Source organism: Clostridium sp. LIBA-8553, from assembly GCF_057782465.1.
The window spans coordinates 1,201,125-1,220,008 of sequence record NZ_CM173489.1 but is presented as its reverse complement, the minus strand read 5'-3'; the positions used below and the strand labels follow the sequence as shown (position 1 = coordinate 1,220,008).

Here is an 18,884-nt window from a genome sequence, read left to right as displayed (position 1 = left end):
TAAAGTTAGCATAATCACAAGTTCTGAATTATTCAAGACAAATGATACTATAAAGTTAATTAAAATAAAAAAAATGAGCCTTCATAAAAGCCCATTTTTAATATAATTCAACTTTATTTAATCTATTTCCACACAGCTTAAAACCCAACAATTAAGCATCCTGCCATTATGGTATGTCTTTTTGATTTCATACTTAGTCCCCTCAATCATAGCAACTACTGGTGAAGTTCTTTTTATAAATTCAAAGGGTAAACCATCTTTTCCACAGTACTTTGCAACTTCTAAACAAATGTCCTCATCTGTTTTAGGTTCAACATCTAAGTCAATTAAAAAGCCTTTTTTAAACATAATTTCTAATCCCCCATTAATAAAATTAATTTTTAAGTTTATTCTATATTGAATAAAATAATCCTCAAATTAACTATTATATATGCTATATAATTATTATTTAGCTCTTTTAAGATCTTGGAAATTTTAAAAGATAAAAAATGAGCCTTAATTTACTGCTTTGCACCTTAAAACCCAATAATTAAGAAATCTACCAGTCTGATATTTCTTTGTAATTTCATAATTATTATCTTTAATTTTAGCAATTACAGGTGAAGTTCTTTTAATAAAATCAAATGGCAAATTATTTTTTCCACAATACTTTGCAACCTCTAAACAAATATCATCATCTGTTTTAGGCATGTCATCTAGGTCAATTAAAAAACACTTTTTAGGCATAGTCTCTAATCCCCCTTAATAAAAATTAATTTTTATCTTTATTCCCCTTAAACAAAGAATTTCTTAACTAATTTTATTTAATTTAAAGAATGTGATCTAAATATACTAATAATTTATCAACATCATTATATAATATATTACTTTTTCTTGCCTTGTATACAAACTCTTGTATTAATTTATTTTTTTCAGTATCGTATTTTTTTATCTCATTATCAGAAATTTTATTTAATTTCTTAAGCACATCTATTGACTCTAGAACTTCAAGATTTGAATCTCTAAGAATTTCAACTACATTTTCTACTTGTTTATTATTGGATTTGTATAATTTTTTAAACTTTTCATCTTTAATTTTTTCTTTTAGCTTAAGAAGTTGTTTTTCCTCAAGTTTCTTTTTTCTATTAATTTCTTTTTCATAAACTTTTCTTTTTCCCTCTAATTTTTTTAAAAGCTTATCTCTTGAACTATTTATCTCTTCAATATTTTTTTCTAAATCGTACATATATACACCAACTTTAGTTTTCCATTAATGAAGTTAATATGCTGTAACTATCTTTTATAAGTTTTACATTTACTCCACTTTCTTTAACAACACCATCTAATTGTTTTGTAACAGTCTCTGTAGTTTCTTTATAATGATTTAATTGTTGCTCTGCATTTTCTGAAACTTTTTCAACAATTTCTATAATTGAATCGAAGTTATCATTTATTAATCTTTCCCTTGTTTTTTTGTTATCATCAAATTTTTGTGATACCTCTTTCATTAAATCTTCTATGATTTCAACTATATTCTCTCCATTATTAGCTTTTAATGTTTTTATTCCCTTATTTATAACGCTTATTATTTCTTCTTCTTTTTCTTTGTTTTTAATCTCTATTAAAATTTCATCTTTTAATTTTTTACTTAAATTTTTAAAATCTTTTGTTTCTTTTATAAGTTCATTTAATTCAGCTCTATTTTTAAGTTCCCTTGTTATATCTTCTAACTCTTTTCTATCTCTAAGTTCTTTTATTATAGCCTCTAGCTCTTTTCTATCTCTTATTGCTTCTAAAACTTCCATTTGTTCTTTTTTACTATTAAGTTCTAAAACTTTTAGATTATCTATAATAGTATTTAATTCAGCTCTATTTTTAAGCTCCTGTGAAATAGTATCTAATTCTTTTCTATCTTTTAATTGCTTTAGAATTTCATATAACATACTATTATCTTTTAGAATTTGTTTAATTTCTTCCTTAAAAATCAGATTATTATTTTCTTTTTCTAAACTTTTCTTATAATCTACAAAGAATGCTATAAATGCTGCTATAATAAGTGCCACATTAATTCCTGCTAATACATTTACTTGATCTATTGGGTATATTAAACTTATACATGCTGTAACTATAAATCCTATAAGAACAGACTTTATTCCTACTTTTATCATTATGTAACCTTCTCCTTTAAGTTTTTAAAATTCATGTAAATTGATAATTTCATTTTTAAAATCATTTAATTGCTTAGAAGTTATTTCATCAAATTCAGAAATATTGCTTTCCATTATCTTTATATATTTTTCTGATTTGCTTAAATTGTTATCAAAATCTTCAAACTCCTTAACCAGTTCTTCTTTTATTTTCTTTAGTGAATTGGTTAAATTCTCTAAACCTTCTAAAAGTATATTTACTAAATAATACATTGTACTAAATAATTTTTTCTTTTCTTCAGAGCTTAGATTTAATAGGTCTTCTTTTTCACTTTTATAATTTAAATTTATATAATCCTTGATAATATTATTAGATACTTTTTTAAATTCCTCTTTGCAACTCTTTTCTAATAAATTTAGTGATTCTAAATAATCTCCTTTACTCTCCATTATTTTTTTAATGAAATCAAGGCTTATACTAACCTTGATTCCATTTAAGTCTATATTATTATCAGTTATAAACTCTTTTTCACCTTTATTTGGTATATTTTCATCTATAAACTTTTCTTCATAATAAGTGGCTTTGAATTTATTTAAAATTTCTTTTAATTCATTTAAATCTTTTATTTCAACATCTCTAATATTTGCTTTACTTACTAACTTTCTATTAAAAAGATTAATCTTTTTCAAGGATATTAATAAGGATACATCCTCTAATGCTTCTATATTGATTTTTTTTATTAACTTTATCACTGCTCCTCTTAATAAATATGAGTGAAGTAAATTTAAAGTTATCTTATGACCATCTATCTCATAACTATTTATATAAGATTTTTTTATTAAAACTTCTTCATAATCTTCTAAGTTAATCTCATCAAAATAAAATAATTCTTTTAAAATCCCATTGAATTCATCACAAAAAATTACTATATTTAAATTTTTATTTACTTCAATTTCATCATCTATACTTGTTATAGCAACTTCAGATAAAGTTTCCTGTAAATTAGAAAAAATATATTGATTGTAAATATCGTAAAGATATTTTTTCTGATATTCTAAATTTTTTACAATTATATCTACGCTATCCATGAATCTATCCACTCACTATATCCTTTCAATTCATTTAAAAGAGCTTTTCTTTCATTTAAAACTTCTTCACTTTTATCTCTTTCATTACATACTCTTTCTATTGATTCCTTTAGTGATTCTATTTTTTTATTAAATTGCTCTGTTGATATAACTATTGTATTTTCTGAAACTTGTCCTAAAACTTCATCAATAGCTGGCTTTAATTCATCAAATTCATTTGAAAGAACTTTTTCAACCTCTTTTTTATAATGGTCTTTTATTTGTTTTTTTGTAAGTTTTTCTTGCTCTTGTTCTCTTTCTTCCATAACTCTTGCTAATTCTTCTTCTGCTCTTCTCTTTTCTTCTTGAAGTTTTATAATTTTCTTCTTAGCTTCATCCGTTGAAATTCTACAATTATCAAAATCTTCATTTATCCTGTTTTCTTCTTTAAGTAAATTATCTTTTAAAGTTTTAAGTCTATATTCTTCTGCTTTCCAAGCATTTTTATATTCTTCATCCTCAACATTTCTTACTTTAGTTGGTTTTATAGCCTCACCAATAAATTCTCCTAAATCCCCTGCATATTTTGAGATTGAAAGGATACTAAGAATAGACATAACTTTACCACCATTTTTGCCTCTTTTTCTGTTTAACTTTCCTGCTGATAATAACATTGATCTTGCTGCATATTCTGCTATTTTCATTCCATCTTTAACTTTATCTGCAGTTTTTAAAACACCAACTCCTGGTGCAAATATAAGTGCAGTATCAGCTATCTCGCCAAATACACTTCCAACTCTCCTTCCCATTTCTCCATATCCTTCTTCCACAACCTCATTATATTTAGCTGTATATGTTCCCATTTTTAATACTTCATTGTTAATGTCTTCTTGCTTCTCATTATTGTGATTTAATCTTTCATTAAGCTCTTTAATATCATCTTCTATATAATTTATCTCTTCTAATGTAACTGCTACTTCTGATTCTGCATTATGAATTCTATCTTTAAGAAAATCTATTTCTCTGCTTTCTAAGACAACTTCCTCTATACTAGGCATTTTTATATCTGATTCTATTTTTATTCCTAAATCTGTATTTATTTGTTCTAAAGCTTTCTTATTCTCATCGTAAACATCTTTTACAATAGCTTGTACACTATTATCTAAGAATTTTTTTATTTCTATATTTATATATTTTGAAACTTGCTCTACTTCATAGTCTACATCCTCTTCAGTTATATCTTCATATCCTTCAATATTTTTAAGAATTTTATTCATAGCATCATCGTATATTATTGAAAGCTTTCTTTCATTTTTATCTTTATTTTCTTTTATTATTCTGTTTAACTCATTTATAGCGCTATCATTACTTATTTTTAAATTTTCAAGTTCTCTTTTTAATTTTTCTTCACTTTTATTACTTTTCTTTAAATCTAGATAGAATAACTGTTCTTCAACACTTATTTCTTCCTTAAGCTCATTTAATCTCTCTTCAAAAATAATTTTTATTTGCTTCTTAGCGTTTTCTTTTAATTTTTTTTCATTATTTCTATCAACAATAATTTTAACCTTTTCTCTAATAGCATCTATTAACTCTGTTTCTTTAAAAGCTAATTTTGAACTTATAGGTAATATAGAAGGATTCTCATAAACCTTAGATATTTCTTTTGTCGCTTCTTCACTTAACTTTCTTATCTTATCTTTTGAAAAGCTTACTAGTTCCCCATCTATTGTTTCGTCAATCTTTGTCATTATGAATATTATTTGGTTTGAATACTGTTTTATAAATTCTATTCTATCTAAATCTGCTTGAGAAATTACTGTATCAAAAACATATAAAACTATATCAGATTTTTTTAATATTGCGTTTGTTATTAATTCCTGCTCTATTTTAGGAGTGCTTGTCCCTGGAGTATCAATAAAATGAACCTTTGAACTTAAAAATTCTGAATCACAAGGAATTTGTAGTCCTAAGATCTCCTTATCATAACTATCCTTGTCCCTAGTGTAAAATTTTATATTTTCTTCAGTTAAATCAACTTCTTCTTCTCTTCCATCATTATATTTAATTAGAATTTTATCTGAATTTTCATTTACTAAGTCAACTAAAACAGGAGTACATTCTATATTTGAAGAAGCTAAAAAGTTTTCCTTTCCAATAAAAGCATTTATAAATGTACTTTTTCCAGAACTAAAACTTCCAGTTACTGCAATTATTTTCTCTCCATTTTTAACCTTATCTAAATACTCTTTTACTAGTTTATTATCAATTCCAAATTTACTTAACTCTTCTATTTTCATATTAGATTTCCTCCTTAGCATTATTTAAAATTTCAAAAGCCCTGTTTAAAACTAAAATTTCATTGGATATTTCATTTATTTTCTTATCTCTATCCCCTTTTATTTCATTCATTCTAATTTGCTCTAAATATTTTTTTTTGTTATCAATATTATTAGCTAAATTACTTAAGGACTCTTGTGCAATAGTTATTAAAGCTCTCTCATCTATTCCATTTTTAGCTGAATCGAAGGCTTCATCTATATATTCGCCTATGGCATTTTTAAACTTTCTTTTGTTTACTTCAAAAACATTTATTTCATTTTCTATTTTTTTTCTTTCAAAATCTCTTTGTCCTTCAAAAACTTCTTTTTGTGTTTTCATAAATTTACGATTAGAGTCTTCAGCTTTTTCTCTAGCATCTAAGTTATTTGAAACTAGCTCCTCCATATCGGCAGAAGCATCTTTAATCTTTTTCATTTCTTTTTCATAGTAATTTTCAGCCATTTCTCTTGATTGATTTTTACTGTCATGCTCTGTTCTATCTTCACATAACACAGGTTTATCTACCATTTTATCTCCAACAAATACCCTAACGATTGCACCCCAAATACCTTTTCTCTTAACTTCTACCTCCTCAGTTTTTTCAACTTTCCTTATAGGTGCATAACCTATGCTTTCAATTGTTTCTCTTTTTTGCTTTTTAAGTATATTAATTTCTTTTTTAATTTCTTCTAACTCATAATTAGCTTTTTCTACTTCCTTAGCTTTTTTTCTAAGCTGATTTTTTTCTTCTTCTAATTCTTCTAACTCCTCTTCCTTTTTTCTTAATTGTTCTTCATATTTTTTTATAGCTTCATTTTCTGAAGATAAAAATTCAACTTCACTGTTTGTAGAAATATTAATTTCCATCTCTATGGATTTTTTAAGATTTTTTATTAATGAATCATAACTAGCTTCATCATCTATATTCATATCAATTATTTCTGTAATATCTCTTTTTAATTTTTCATTTGAATTTCTTATTTTTTTTCTTATATTAATATCAAACTCTTCTAACATAACATTAAAATTATCTTCATTCATAGAGAAATTCGTTTTATAATCCTTTATTTGGTCATTTAAATCATCATTTAAAGCATCTTTGCTTGATTCAATTCTTGAAACAAAATCTCTAACTTTGCTTCTTACTAATTTTCTTATTTCCTTATTTCTTGAATTTAAGTTTTCAATTAAATCTTCAATCTCTTCTTCTATATTTTTAATTTCAGTAGTTAATTTATCATCATCAAGGTTTAAAACTTCTAATTGCTTCTTTTTTTCTTCTCTAAATAAGATAATTTCTGAAAGTAAACTCTTTAAAGGAGCTTGAAGTCTGTCTTTTATATTTTCTTCACTTGTAAGATAAGAAAGTAAATCATCTTTAAACTCTTTAAATCTTCCTCTTTCTCTCTTTTCTTCATCATTCCTTTCTAAGTACTCTTTTTCTAATTTAGATGATATTGGATAAACAATCTTAGAGTCTACATCAGCTCCATAAATATCTATCTTATTTTTTAAATTTATTATGGTATCTTCAACAGTACTCTCTGTTTTATCCTCTAAATCTATCTTATTTAATACTAAGAAAATTCTATCCATTCTTTCTTTTACATCAGCTAAAAAGCTAAATTCTTCTGCTGTTCCAGGTTTGTTATAATTAAATAAAAATATTGATGCATCTGAATTAGCAACATGTGCCTTAGCAATTTCAGTGTGAATACTATATGTGGAGTTAAAACCAGGTGTGTCCACTATTTCAACACCATCATTTAAAAGCTCTGAATCTAAATATAAAATAACCTCTTTTATCTTATGTTCAACATCATATGATTCATTTCTAGCTGTGTAATAATCGACTTCATTTGCATCTATTACTCTTTTAGTATTATCATTGAAAATTATTTCTGCTTTATTTCTCAATCTGTCTTCTTCTGCGTATTTAAGTCTTGTTATAGTAGCTGTACTAGCTGATTCATCCTCTTTTAAAACTGATTCCTTAAATCCCATCAAAGCATTTAAAAAGGTACTTTTACCATTACTAAAGTGACCAAATACAGATATTATGAATTTATCATTCTTAATCTTTTCTAACTTATCATTTAAAATCTCTTTTAATCTTTCATCTGAAATTTCTTTAATTGCATTTTCTATGTTTTCTATAATTATCTCTTTTTTCTTTTTGTATTCTTTTAAGTCCACAGAATTATTCCTCCATAACTACTAGTTTTTCTTTAAATTCTATTATGTTATTTAAATCAAATTTATCCTTATTTCTTAATTCTTTGATTTTACTATTTATTTCTTCATATTTTTTATTTAGCTCTTTTTCATATTTCTCTAAATAATCCTGAGCTTGATTACGAATTTTTTCCCCAATAACTTTTTCAAACTCATTAAATCTTACTATTAAAATTCTTTTTATTTCTTTAAAATAATCATTAAGCACATCAGAAATAGCCTCATATAATTGTCCTTGCATTTTACCTATATATATATTAGTAATTACGTAATTATCTTCTCTAAGCTTGACAATTTCATTTTCAAGAAATTTAATTTCATTTTCTAAATTTTTAATATCTTCCCTATTTATTTTTAACTCTTCTTCATCTAATTTTATTTCTTTTTCTTCTTTTTCTATATCTAAAATCTCTTTACTCAACTCTCTTTCAAGTTTTTGAGCGTCATTATAAATCTTCTCCTTAGAACGATCCCAAGCCTCACATTCTGAGTAATCATATCCATCAGGAACCTCTTTTGTAACTGTTTTTTCGAAGATCCAAAATCCTGTCTTTCTGGATACAGTTTTATATTTTTTTCTAGGCTCTGGTCTAACTCCTAAAGCTAGAATCTTCTTATCAATATCATTTTTAATATTTCCAATCCTTTTCTCTAAATTCTTTTTATAACTAAAAGATTTCAAATTATTCTTTTTATATCTAATCTTTTCTTCATCTTCTTTTAATTTTATTATTGCCTCTTTTAACTCTCTTTTCTTTCTTTCAAGTCTATCTTCACTTTTATCAATACTACTTCTAGAAACTATTTTTTCATCTATTTCCAAATTTAAATTTTCGCAAAAGAAATTTATGTTTAATTCTGTTTTTAAATTAACTCTTATGCTTTTTTCAAAGGTTTCCTTTACCTTCTTAATTATCTCTTTTTTATAAGAATCAGTAGTTTCTTTATAATGATTTAAGTAATTTGATACATCTTGATTTAATAAGTTTAATAATTCTTTTTCTTTATCTTCATTAAAATCAGATAATTTATTTATTAACTCTATTTCTTTCCTTATTTTTCTTTTCTCATTTTTCTTATCTAAATCAATATCATCCTCTAATATTTCTTTAAAATCTGATACTGTTGAAACTAACTGTCTTTTAGTTTCATTCATTACTTTTCTTCTATTTTCAATTAAAAGTTTTTTCTGGAAGGTAATATTTTCAATTTCTTTTTCTAGACCCTGCTTTAAAATGTTATTATTTCCATTAAAAACTTCCTCAAACTCTTTAAATAAAATCAATAAATTTTCTCTAATCTCTTTTTCAACAATCTTACTTTTATTATCACTATTTAAAAAGTTTTCTATATAATTAAGAAATTCTTCAAAGCCAGAACGCTCCTTGTACTCTTCTTGAGTAAGAACATCTTTATTGACATTTTTTGATTCATTATATAAATCATCATCAACAGCCCAAAGATAATCTCTACTATCTACTGCAAATATTTCAATATCATTTATATCATTCTTAGCAAGTTCCTCTTTTACCCCTAATTTGCATTTCTCTATTTTTTCTATTGCTTGTTCATGTGGATAATTATCAAAAAAACTTCCTATCTTATTTATAAGTATTATGCTCTTTTTACTCTTTATCTTATCAAAACCATTAAGTTTACCCTTTAAAAGGTCAAGCTCAGATCCTGTAATACCCTTTGGCTCTATTATAATTATTGTTGCATTAGATTCTGAAAGAGCTTTTTTAGCTATTTTTACTTCTCTATCTCCAAGCCCCTGTAATCCAGGTGTATCAAGTATAGATACATTTTCTCCTAAAGCCTTTATAGGATATTCTATATGTATTCCCTCAACTTCATTATTTATCTTATTATCTCTATTAACATATGGTATTAGCTTTTTATAAGCATCATTGTTACTAAGATCTATTTCAGCACTTATATCACCATAAACAGTTGCAATCTTTTTATTGCTATTAGTTATTTCAGTAGCTACCCCTGTTGCTTCTTGAGCTGCTGAATATAGTAGTCTTTTTCCTATTAATGCATTTAAAAATGTACTCTTACCAACTGAAAACTCTCCTATAACAGCAATCTTAAAAGTATTATAATCTTTGTAATGCTTTAGAGCATCCTCTACTTCTTGAATTTCTTCAGCATACAAATAATCACTTGACTTAGATGCTATTTTTAAAGCCTCTATGCTTTCATTTAAAATATCAGACATACTATTCTCCTTATAATAAACAGTAAATATTGTTTTAATTTTACACATTTTTATTTTACATTTTTTTAAAAAAATTTATTGTCGAAATTTGTTTCATAATCTTATATTTAATCAAATTTACATTCTTAAATTTAATTTTCTATACTTCTTTTTGTTAAGTAACAATAAGTATTATTGAAAACAGTAAAATAATTATGAATATTAGAACTTTTTTATAACGCCATTAGATTTTTCTAGCTCTGCAATTTCTAGAGATTACCGCTCCTTAGATCCAACTATATAAGATCATGATTGTATTTTTTTATAATTTTATTAAAAATATGGTAACAAGTATTAAAATAATACTATTTTCAGAAATTTATATATTAAAAGCAAACAAACCTTATGATTTACAACTAAATGCTAAGGTTGTTTTTATAGAAAATTGGTAATTTAACTTTAAATAACCATATAAAGTTTTACAATTTGTTACAGGTTAAATTTATTTCTTAAAAATATTTTTTCACTTACTTATATATTATTTCACCTCTATCCCATTCTTTTTAAGACCTTTATGAAGCTTATCCATTATCTTTTTCTTTTTATATCTAACAGCATTATAAATAAAGAAAAATGCTTTATAATACAAACTTAATAATACTATTCTTCAAAACATAAAATAGCCGACCATTTCTATGATCAGCTATTATTATATATAAGTTTTATTTTTTCCTATAAATATATTTGTATATATTTATGGTACCTACAACAAATAGTTGACTTAATACAATACATGAATTGGCGTATTCTAAAACACTAGTTTTCCTCATATTGGGGTATAATTGTGCAATTTGCTCATGAAAGTTAAGTTTAAGACTAATACTAAATATTAATCCAATAGCAAATATCAAAACAATACTAAAAATTCTAATTCTAGTAATCTTTTTATCCTCTTCTGAATATCCTTTCTTTATAAAAAGATATGCAATAAATGCATTAAATATAATGTTAAATAAATACACACCTATTCCCACAAGAATGTATACCATGGCTTTTTTCCCTAGTGGAAAATATAGCATTTGAACACCAATAATAAGAAAGATTATAGATTCAAGTAAAAAAAATACACCTGAAAACAAGTATAACCTAGATGGATTTTGCTCAAAGCCTATTGCTAGGTATATTGACCATAAAATCATAAACACAGATACTATAAGATAAGGTATATTTTTAGATACAAAAACACTTTCCTTTAGTACCTCAGAGTATAGTGTATTAAGGACAATAAAATTTAATATAAAGAATACCAATGGAGCAATTACCATCAATTTAATAATAAAACTATAGCCTCTTCCTTTATTCAGTAAATAAGAGTCCATATCTTGTATATACTCTTTTTTACCGTCAATTATTACATAATCGCCTTTACGTTTCTTTTTCATTGTAAACACCACCTTATTGATGTATTAGAGTTTGCAACTCTTGTCAATTTTTTATATTTTGCTAATATAAGATGATATTCGGTTCCATTTTTAAGCTTTATTAGAATTCTATTAGGTATGAACCCTAAGAAATTATAACCTCTAAATTCTACTTCTTCATTATGCATTTTAATTTCCCCTTGATGCATTGTAATTCCCCTTTATTTTAATTTGTGTTTTATAAGTATAATTATTTTATCATAATTTTGGTAAATCCTGTCCATAACAACTTGAAAAACTTGTTAATAAAGTATAAATTTAAATATTGATTTCACTACCTTAAGCTACTTATGGCTATCTTACCTTTATCCCTCTATCCTTAAGTCCCATCTCAATCTTCTCCATGATCTTTTTCTTTTTATATCTAATAGCATTAAAAGTCATTTCATTCTTATGTTCCTCATAATACTTCTGCATGTTTCCTCTCTCTTCATTAATATATAAGATAAATTCTTTCTCCTCTTCATCTAAATTACTCATAACATTTAATAATGCATCTATATCTTCTCTATTCTCAAAATCATTTTCCATAGAAAAATCATCCTCCAAAATATCCTTCATTGTAATATCCTCCCCTATTGGAGTATCTAAGCTGGAAATTTTCATAGCAAACTCCTTTTTCCTTAACATAGTTCCATATTTATTTCTCAAAAGAATAGTTATAAATGCCACAAAATCTATTCCAAACTTGCCCTCATACTTTTTTACTCCCTCCATAAATTCAATCCATCCTATTTGCTCTAAATCTTCCCTGTCGTAACCTTTTATGAAATACTTAGTTGAATACTTATATATCAATCCTTTGTGAATTTCAAACAACTTTTCCATGGCTTCTTTATTTCCCTTTTTCCCCTCTACTAATAAAAGATCAACCATTTCCTTATTCATAAACCCTATACCCCTAATAAATATATTTAGTTTTGCCGAACTTTTAATATTTCTACCAAACTTTTTTAAACTCCGTCATAGGCTCAACCCATTGATATTACTTCTTTATACCAAACTTTGCCTAAAAAGCCTGACTTTTTCTTATTTTGTATACTATATTATATAAATTGCTTATTTTTATTTTAATTAATGTATTTTTCCTATACTATATAAATAGAAAAAGTCCGTCAAAAGTGTCGAAAGCATTGAAATCATTAAAAAATCTCTGACTTCAAGTCTGGCAAAACTCTGGCAAAAGTCCGACATATACATAGCTTTAAAATAATAACCTTTAAAATCATGTATTAAAGCTAAAATATTATTTATCTAATTTCTATAAATTAAGTTACTTATCTATTTCATATAAATTAAGTTTAAAGTACATCTTCAAACTTAATTCTTATTCCATTCCATAATCTAAACCTAACTCGTGTTCTCTCTACATTAAAATTACTTTCTATCTCCCTATTAAATTTTATCTGAGACAATGTTTTAAATCCTGTTTCCTCACAAAACTCCTTGTATCTATTATAAAGTTCACCTCTAATACATTGAAAAGTTTCATGAAGTTCACAACACTCTTCAACAAAAGAAATAACATTGTTATTCTCACGTTTATATTCCTTCTTAATATCCTCAGTTATCTCATTTTCACTAAACTCAAAATTATTTTCATAAAGCCTTTTTAATCCTTCCAAAGCCCAATTTAATATGCCTTCCTTTTCCTTTTGGAACTTGGATTTTAAGTGCTTGTCTACTTTGCTTTTTTCTATTTGCCTATTAAAAGGCACAATTATAAGCCTTCTATAAAACCCTTCTGTTCTATCTACATAGTTTCTAGGCAGTTCATTACAGCTAAAGACAAGTCTTGAGAAAGGCTTGAATTTAAATGGATTCTTATTTTTCTTTTCTGCCATTAAGTAGTCCTCTCCAGTTAAAACCTTAAATATCCCTGTATCATCTATGGATTTACTTGGAAGATCTGAGAATACATTGGCTAGCCTTCCTAAAAGCTCTGCTGTTTTAAACTTGTCTCCAATATCTTGCCAAGGTATATTACTTACATTTTTCTTTCCAAGAAGTAAGTATTCCACCACCCATAACAGTGTACTTTTCCCTGTTCTAGCTGGTCCCCAAAATACAAAGGACTTTTGAGCAGCAGTATTTGTGGTAAGTAAATACCCTACTATCTCCTGAACTAAGGGAATTAACCTACAATCTACAACTTCACTTAGGAATTTTTTAAATTGTGGACAATCAGCCTGAGGATTATACTCTACATTTAGCTGAACTGTACTTAAATAACTAGGTGTATGCTCCTTAAAGCTTTCATCTCTAATATCCAAAAGACCATTTTTTGTATTGACTATATAAGGATTTCTATTAAAGTCATCAAACTCTCTAGAAACAAGTATGTCCCATTGATCTCTGCAATCTCTAATAGTTGCCATAGTACAATAATTAGGCAACATATAATCCATGATGATTCTTCCTGCTTCCTTCTCTCCACTGATGTTATAAACCCCATTTTCATATATCAAAAAGGATTCTCCTGCATAAAAAACATCCCTATTCTCACTTAAATACTTTGCCAAAACAAAAGGTAGAAACTTAAGTCCCTTATCTTGCTCCTCATACCATGGCAAGTTGCCACTATTATTAGGATTATTCTCCTTTTTACTCTTAACATTCTCTCCTCTCTCCTTCTTAAACTTCCTAATAACCTCTCTATAAAATGTAATCAAATCCTTTGAGTTCTTAATCTTTAAGTGATTTTTTAAATCTTCCTCAATAATACTCTTACCTAAAGGAACTCCAATGTTATACATGAAATTCTCTATGAACTTAAGGGCAGTATCCACATTGGTGGCATTAGAAACCTCACTAACCTTTAAGGATTTTATGACTTCTCTTAACTCCTCTACTTTTAATGGTTTAAAGGCTAAAGAAGCTGGGCTTTTCCCCATACACTCCTTACCAAGCTTCTTACACTTATATCCCTTATTCCAAAGAGTCTCACAGGTCATTGGAGCTGTACCAGAATTAAAGAAGTGTTCTATTTTCTTCTCTGTTTCCTCTCTGGTATATTCCTTATAGCTTTTACTTAACTCATGAATCTTATCTCTTCCATTCTTAAAAACTCCTAGGTTAGTAATCATGGCATACCATTGCCACTCAGGTAATTTTTTAGCGTTCCTATTACAATGCTTTAGAAAATCACATTTAAAGCAGACAATCTCTATGCCTTCTCTTCTCTCATTATTAAATTTCTTTTTCTCTTGATTTTCTCTTAAATTGTTATTTTGAATTGTATTGTCTTCTTGTGATGAATAAATCTCTTCTGAATTGTTTTTTTGTGATTTGACTGAGTTAGATTCTTTATTTGACTCTGTGTTTTTGGCTATATCATGATAGCCTGTCCTAAGGTATTCTGATTTCTTATCTTTTACTTCTTTGGATAAATTAGATTCTCTATGTTGATTTGTATATTGAATTGACCTTTGCTCTTTATATTGGCTTGTCCTAAAGTTTTCTTGATTTGAATTCTTATTGATATGTTTTTCTTTTTGTATATTATCATCATTTACGATGAACTCATTTAAAAGTGTTTCTAATCTTTCTTGAGTATATCTAAGTTTTGGATTAAACTTAATGCATTTAACTAAAATTGGTTCCTCTTTGCAATGGTAGAAACCTGGTATTCTCATAACTCTGCTTTCATTTATGCAGTTTCTATCTCCTTTAAAAACCTCTACTAACTTCTCTTGAATTCTCCTGAAGTTTTCCACCTTCCCCTGTTCAATTAAGAAATAAACATGAAGTGATTTTCTTGTTTGAACAATAATACTTGGTTCTAAGGGAAACTTCTTAATATTTTCAAGCTGCTCTTCTATAGTCAAATCATCACATTCAAAAAATTGAGCATTGATTCCATTAATACTTTTATCTGAATGTCCTCCTGAATTCACCACAAAGAATATTCCTCTTTTGGCTCTGTTGTGAGATTTCAAAAGTTCAATCTTTGAATGAAAATCCTTAAGGTTAAAGCTTATGTTTTTTCCTTTAAAGCTTGTCCCCTTTCTATCTGAAAAGATTCTTAGATTGATTTCTCCCTCTCTACTGAAGACCTGTAAAAACCTCTTTATATTCTCAAAGTTATTCCTATTCAATTTTTAACACCCTTTCAAGCCTCTTTTTCACCTTATATCTTTATCTTTACATTCTTATTGGTAGCTCTTTTTAGTGCTTGTCTATCTGTATAGTAAAATAAGCTTTTTTCTTTATAACACTCTTATTTAAAGCCTTATATAATCATACTTAGTTTTTCTATTTATAAAAGCTTGTCTACTCTACAGTAAAATATGCTTGTACACTATAACTTCTCTTTACTTCATAAATTCCTATACTCTATGAGTTTCTACATATATAATATATGCTCATTATAAATTCCACTTAGTATCTTTATTGCTTGTCCATCCTACCCCTATATAAACTTTATCTAAACTTTTGTCTATTCTATCTATATAAGCTTCATTAAACTGCTTGTTCATCTATATAATAAAATGTGCTTATCCACCGCAACTTCTGCACTTCATAAACTTTTACTTTTTTATTAACTCTTTAAACCTCATCAAAGCTATATCCCACTGAATACTCCACCTTAATTGGAATATTAAAATCCTTAAAAGGTTTAGCTTCCATGGCTTTCTTTATAAAATCTATTGCCTCCTGAAGTTTATCCTCACGAACCTCAAATAAAAGCTCATCATGAATCTGTAAAACTGGTTTTATATAATCTCTCTCAGGTAGTTCCCTAAGTATTCTCCCCATAGCAAGCTTTATTATATCTGCTGCTGTTCCTTGAATTGGTGTGTTTAAGGCACATCTCTCTGCCACACTTCTCTTCATAAAATCCTCTGACCTTATATCTTTTAAATATCTTCTTCGCCCTGTTCTACTCATGGCATATCCCCTATAGCGAACCAACTGTTTTGCATTTCCCTGCCAAATAGAAAGCCTTGGATATCCTTCTTTTATATTGCTTATAATATCATAACACTCACTCTCAGTTACCCTAATTCCCCCCTTAAAGGTTAAGGTCTTTTGAAGTCCCTTAGGAAAAAGTCCAAAGAAAACACCAAAGTTACAGTTTTTTGCAATGGTTCTTCTCCACTTAAAATCATCTGAATTCTTATCTAAGGCTTCCTCTAAGGAGATTCCATATATGATTGAAGTAGTCATTCCATGAATATCCTTATCATTTAAGAAAGCCTCTATCATCTTCCTATCTCTACAGTAATAAGCTCCAACTCTAAGCTCTATCTGTGAAAAATCAAAATCCAAAAATACATGTCCTGGAGAAGGAATAAAAAGCTTTCTAATACCTAACTGATCATTATCCTTCCTTGGTAGATTTTGAAGATTAGGATTTCTACTTGAAAATCTTCCTGTCTCAGTTCCCATAGATAGAAAATCTGTATGAATCTTTCCAGTCTCAGAATTAATAAGCTTCCTTAAAGCATTAATATAAGTTGACTTTAATTTGCCAGTTCTCTTATGTCTCCTAATACATTCAATAAGAAGCTCTCCATCTTTCCAATGGTCCTCACACCATTCACTTAAAAGAATTATGCTTTCATCATCTAAGGAATACTCTCCATTTTCAGAATACTTAAAAGTTGGAAGTCTCAAATCATTATATAGAAAATTCTTAAAATCACGAGTTTGGAGATTACTTCCTAAGTTAACCTTTCTATCTGCATATTTTAAAATCTGTTCCCTACAAAATTTTAGCTCCTCCTCTGCTATTTCACTTAACTTCTCTAAGCGAGCAGAATCAAGTGCCATACCATTCTTTTTCATAATTCCTGTATATACGCCTGCTGGACTCTCAACCCTTTCACAGACCAACTTATGCTGAGGTATATTCCTCTCAAACCATGTATTAAAATACTTATAAAGCCTTAAGGTGAAATCACTATCAGCACAGGCATACCTTATGGTTTCCTTATGCTCAGAATTTAGATTATCAAAGAAAGTTCCAGAAACCACATCTAAAAAGCTTGGAAGACTCTCATTAAAAATCTCCTTAGCCAAAGTCTTTAAGCCACTTTCCTTTAGATTTCTATAAACTCCATATTTTTTAAAAGTAAGCATACTAGCAAGCATGGTGTCATAAACAGGTTCCTTAATGACAATTCCATACTCATAAAGAAAAGATGATTCATAAGCAATATTGTGAGCCACCTTAATAATAGTGTGATTGTGAAAAACAAAGCCCTTAAGCCAAACCATAAACCTATCTAAGTTTTCAATGTTTCTCCCATTTCTATGCCTTAAAGGAATGTAGATACCAGTGCCCTCCTTAACAGAAAAGGAAATACCAACTATATGACCTTTGTTAGGATCTAAAGCAGCATTCTTATCACTTTGTCTAAGCTCATTATTCTTTGGTGCACATTCAATATCAAAGGCAACAACCTTGTTATCATGAAGATTTAAGTAATTCATAACCTCACTTATTGTAAAAACAACCTTATAATTTCCCATAATTCTCTCCTTAAAATATTAAACTTCAATAAATTAACTAGCTTCTTATTAGGTAAATTGAACTCTTGTTCATAACCTACTTGTATTTGATTTATAGTCATGACTTTAACATGTAAGTAAATTTAACTCTGTTCATAACCTTACTCTAATACTTTTTTTAATGGACTCTACTTGAACGGTTCTTAACAAAGTTTCGTTAAATAGCTATTTCACGCAACTTTATCCATGGACTATACTTGAATGGCTCTCAACCCATATACTTATTAGACTTTATAATACTCTGTTTTAGTTTTCTTAAGTATTATATTTTAACCTTTGTCTACTTCTCTATTACTTTAGATTTAATGCCTCTCTAAAGTAAATTATTATTAAAGTATCTCTTAACTACACCTTTGTTAATTTCATTTCTATTAATTAGCTTTTATTGAAAACTTTTAAAATTCTTTCTTAGCTCTCACAATTTTAAAATAATAACTTGTATTCCTCTTAGCTCTTTGAAGAATTTTTAAAGTTTTAAGTTTTCACTCATACATAACTCATAACTATTTCTAAATTTTCAACTGGTAAAAACCTTACTTATAAGCTTAAATATTAGAGAAACTTGCTTTGTTCAGTTGTTTAGTATTCACACCAATATCCTTTATATAAGGGCTCTAAGGATTTTTGAGAAAAATAAATTATATCGACTTTGTATTTTAAATCTCTATAAATTCTTCAGTTTTGATACAAGTAGTACTAGTATTACTAAGTACTACTTGTATTACCCTTACCATTTCCTCACAATCGCATTATATACCTTTTTTTGGCATTTTAAAAACCTGATTTTCTGTCATAAAATGTAAATAAATCGCTTTATATTGAAATATCTTCCATTAGCTTCACTTTACTAATATAACTGGTATTTCACGTAATTAACTATTGATTAATACGTATTATACTGATAAAATATAATTACAAACATTAATTTACATT

At 27.0% G+C, this 18,884-nt stretch carries 13 protein-coding genes; all 13 read right to left on the bottom strand.

The features are described 5' to 3' along the window. Positions 1 to 117 precede the first annotated feature (117 nt). On the bottom strand, positions 118 to 348 hold the full coding sequence (locus AC2JAQ_RS05285; protein WP_488458258.1) for a DUF4318 domain-containing protein: 231 nt from the start codon (positions 346 to 348) through the stop codon (positions 118 to 120). Between the two features lie 147 nt (positions 349 to 495). Beyond that, a complete protein-coding gene (locus tag AC2JAQ_RS05280; protein ID WP_488458257.1) occupies positions 496 to 726 on the bottom strand; it encodes a DUF4318 domain-containing protein in 231 nt (76 codons plus the stop codon). A gap of 82 nt (positions 727 to 808) precedes the next feature. Further along, positions 809 to 1,225 carry a hypothetical protein gene (locus AC2JAQ_RS05275; protein ID WP_488458256.1) on the bottom strand — a complete coding sequence of 139 codons (417 nt, stop codon included), beginning with the start codon at positions 1,223 to 1,225 and terminating at the stop codon, positions 809 to 811. A gap of 13 nt (positions 1,226 to 1,238) precedes the next feature. Continuing rightward, entirely contained in the window at positions 1,239 to 2,147 is a 909-nt protein-coding gene (locus tag AC2JAQ_RS05270) for a hypothetical protein (RefSeq protein WP_488458255.1), read from the bottom strand. A gap of 24 nt (positions 2,148 to 2,171) precedes the next feature. Further along, a complete protein-coding gene (locus AC2JAQ_RS05265; protein WP_488458254.1) occupies positions 2,172 to 3,227 on the bottom strand; it encodes a hypothetical protein in 1,056 nt (351 codons plus the stop codon). Continuing rightward, positions 3,203 to 5,494: a dynamin family protein gene (locus tag AC2JAQ_RS05260; protein WP_488458253.1), complete on the bottom strand. Its 2,292-nt coding sequence runs from the start codon at positions 5,492 to 5,494 to the stop codon at positions 3,203 to 3,205. Before AC2JAQ_RS05260 ends, AC2JAQ_RS05265 begins: the two co-directional genes overlap by 25 nt. A gap of 1 nt (position 5,495) precedes the next feature. Next, on the bottom strand, positions 5,496 to 7,712 hold the full coding sequence (locus tag AC2JAQ_RS05255) for a dynamin family protein (RefSeq protein WP_488458252.1): 2,217 nt from the start codon (positions 7,710 to 7,712) through the stop codon (positions 5,496 to 5,498). Positions 7,713 to 7,716: 4 nt separating this feature from the next. Beyond that, the gene (locus AC2JAQ_RS05250) at positions 7,717 to 9,975 is read right to left on the bottom strand and encodes a dynamin family protein (RefSeq protein WP_488458251.1); all 2,259 of its coding nucleotides are present in this window, start codon (positions 9,973 to 9,975) and stop codon (positions 7,717 to 7,719) included. 701 nt (positions 9,976 to 10,676) lie between these two features. After that, positions 10,677 to 11,396, bottom strand: coding sequence for a hypothetical protein (locus AC2JAQ_RS05245; protein ID WP_488458250.1), 720 nt, complete (start codon positions 11,394 to 11,396; stop codon positions 10,677 to 10,679). Then, complete coding sequence (locus AC2JAQ_RS05240) at positions 11,393 to 11,563, bottom strand: hypothetical protein (RefSeq protein ID WP_488458249.1); 171 nt, start codon at positions 11,561 to 11,563, stop codon at positions 11,393 to 11,395. Before AC2JAQ_RS05240 ends, AC2JAQ_RS05245 begins: the two co-directional genes overlap by 4 nt. Before the next feature lie 166 nt (positions 11,564 to 11,729). Then, a complete protein-coding gene (locus AC2JAQ_RS05235; RefSeq protein ID WP_488458248.1) occupies positions 11,730 to 12,323 on the bottom strand; it encodes a sigma-70 family RNA polymerase sigma factor in 594 nt (197 codons plus the stop codon). A 413-nt stretch (positions 12,324 to 12,736) separates the two neighbouring features. Next, positions 12,737 to 15,532 carry a DNA primase family protein gene (locus tag AC2JAQ_RS05230; RefSeq protein WP_488458247.1) on the bottom strand — a complete coding sequence of 932 codons (2,796 nt, stop codon included), beginning with the start codon at positions 15,530 to 15,532 and terminating at the stop codon, positions 12,737 to 12,739. Between the two features lie 451 nt (positions 15,533 to 15,983). Next, positions 15,984 to 17,912 (bottom strand): DNA polymerase, encoded by a 1,929-nt coding sequence (locus tag AC2JAQ_RS05225; RefSeq protein WP_488458246.1) that lies wholly within the window; start codon positions 17,910 to 17,912, stop codon positions 15,984 to 15,986. Between the last annotated feature and the right edge of the window lie 972 nt (positions 17,913 to 18,884).

What these genes read in the sequence shown, in the direction of transcription:
- AC2JAQ_RS05285 (WP_488458258.1), bottom strand. Translation starts at nt 348, where the DNA reads ATGTTTAAAAAAGGCTTTTTAATTGACTTAGATGTTGAACCTAAAACA.
- AC2JAQ_RS05280 (WP_488458257.1), bottom strand. Translation starts at nt 726, where the DNA reads ATGCCTAAAAAGTGTTTTTTAATTGACCTAGATGACATGCCTAAAACA.
- AC2JAQ_RS05275 (WP_488458256.1), bottom strand. Translation starts at nt 1,225, where the DNA reads ATGTACGATTTAGAAAAAAATATTGAAGAGATAAATAGTTCAAGAGAT.
- AC2JAQ_RS05270 (WP_488458255.1), bottom strand. Translation starts at nt 2,147, where the DNA reads ATGATAAAAGTAGGAATAAAGTCTGTTCTTATAGGATTTATAGTTACA.
- AC2JAQ_RS05260 (WP_488458253.1), bottom strand. Translation starts at nt 5,494, where the DNA reads ATGAAAATAGAAGAGTTAAGTAAATTTGGAATTGATAATAAACTAGTA.
- AC2JAQ_RS05250 (WP_488458251.1), bottom strand. Translation starts at nt 9,975, where the DNA reads ATGTCTGATATTTTAAATGAAAGCATAGAGGCTTTAAAAATAGCATCT.
- AC2JAQ_RS05245 (WP_488458250.1), bottom strand. Translation starts at nt 11,396, where the DNA reads ATGAAAAAGAAACGTAAAGGCGATTATGTAATAATTGACGGTAAAAAA.
- AC2JAQ_RS05240 (WP_488458249.1), bottom strand. Translation starts at nt 11,563, where the DNA reads ATGCATAATGAAGAAGTAGAATTTAGAGGTTATAATTTCTTAGGGTTC.
- AC2JAQ_RS05235 (WP_488458248.1), bottom strand. Translation starts at nt 12,323, where the DNA reads ATGAATAAGGAAATGGTTGATCTTTTATTAGTAGAGGGGAAAAAGGGA.
- AC2JAQ_RS05225 (WP_488458246.1), bottom strand. Translation starts at nt 17,912, where the DNA reads ATGGGAAATTATAAGGTTGTTTTTACAATAAGTGAGGTTATGAATTAC.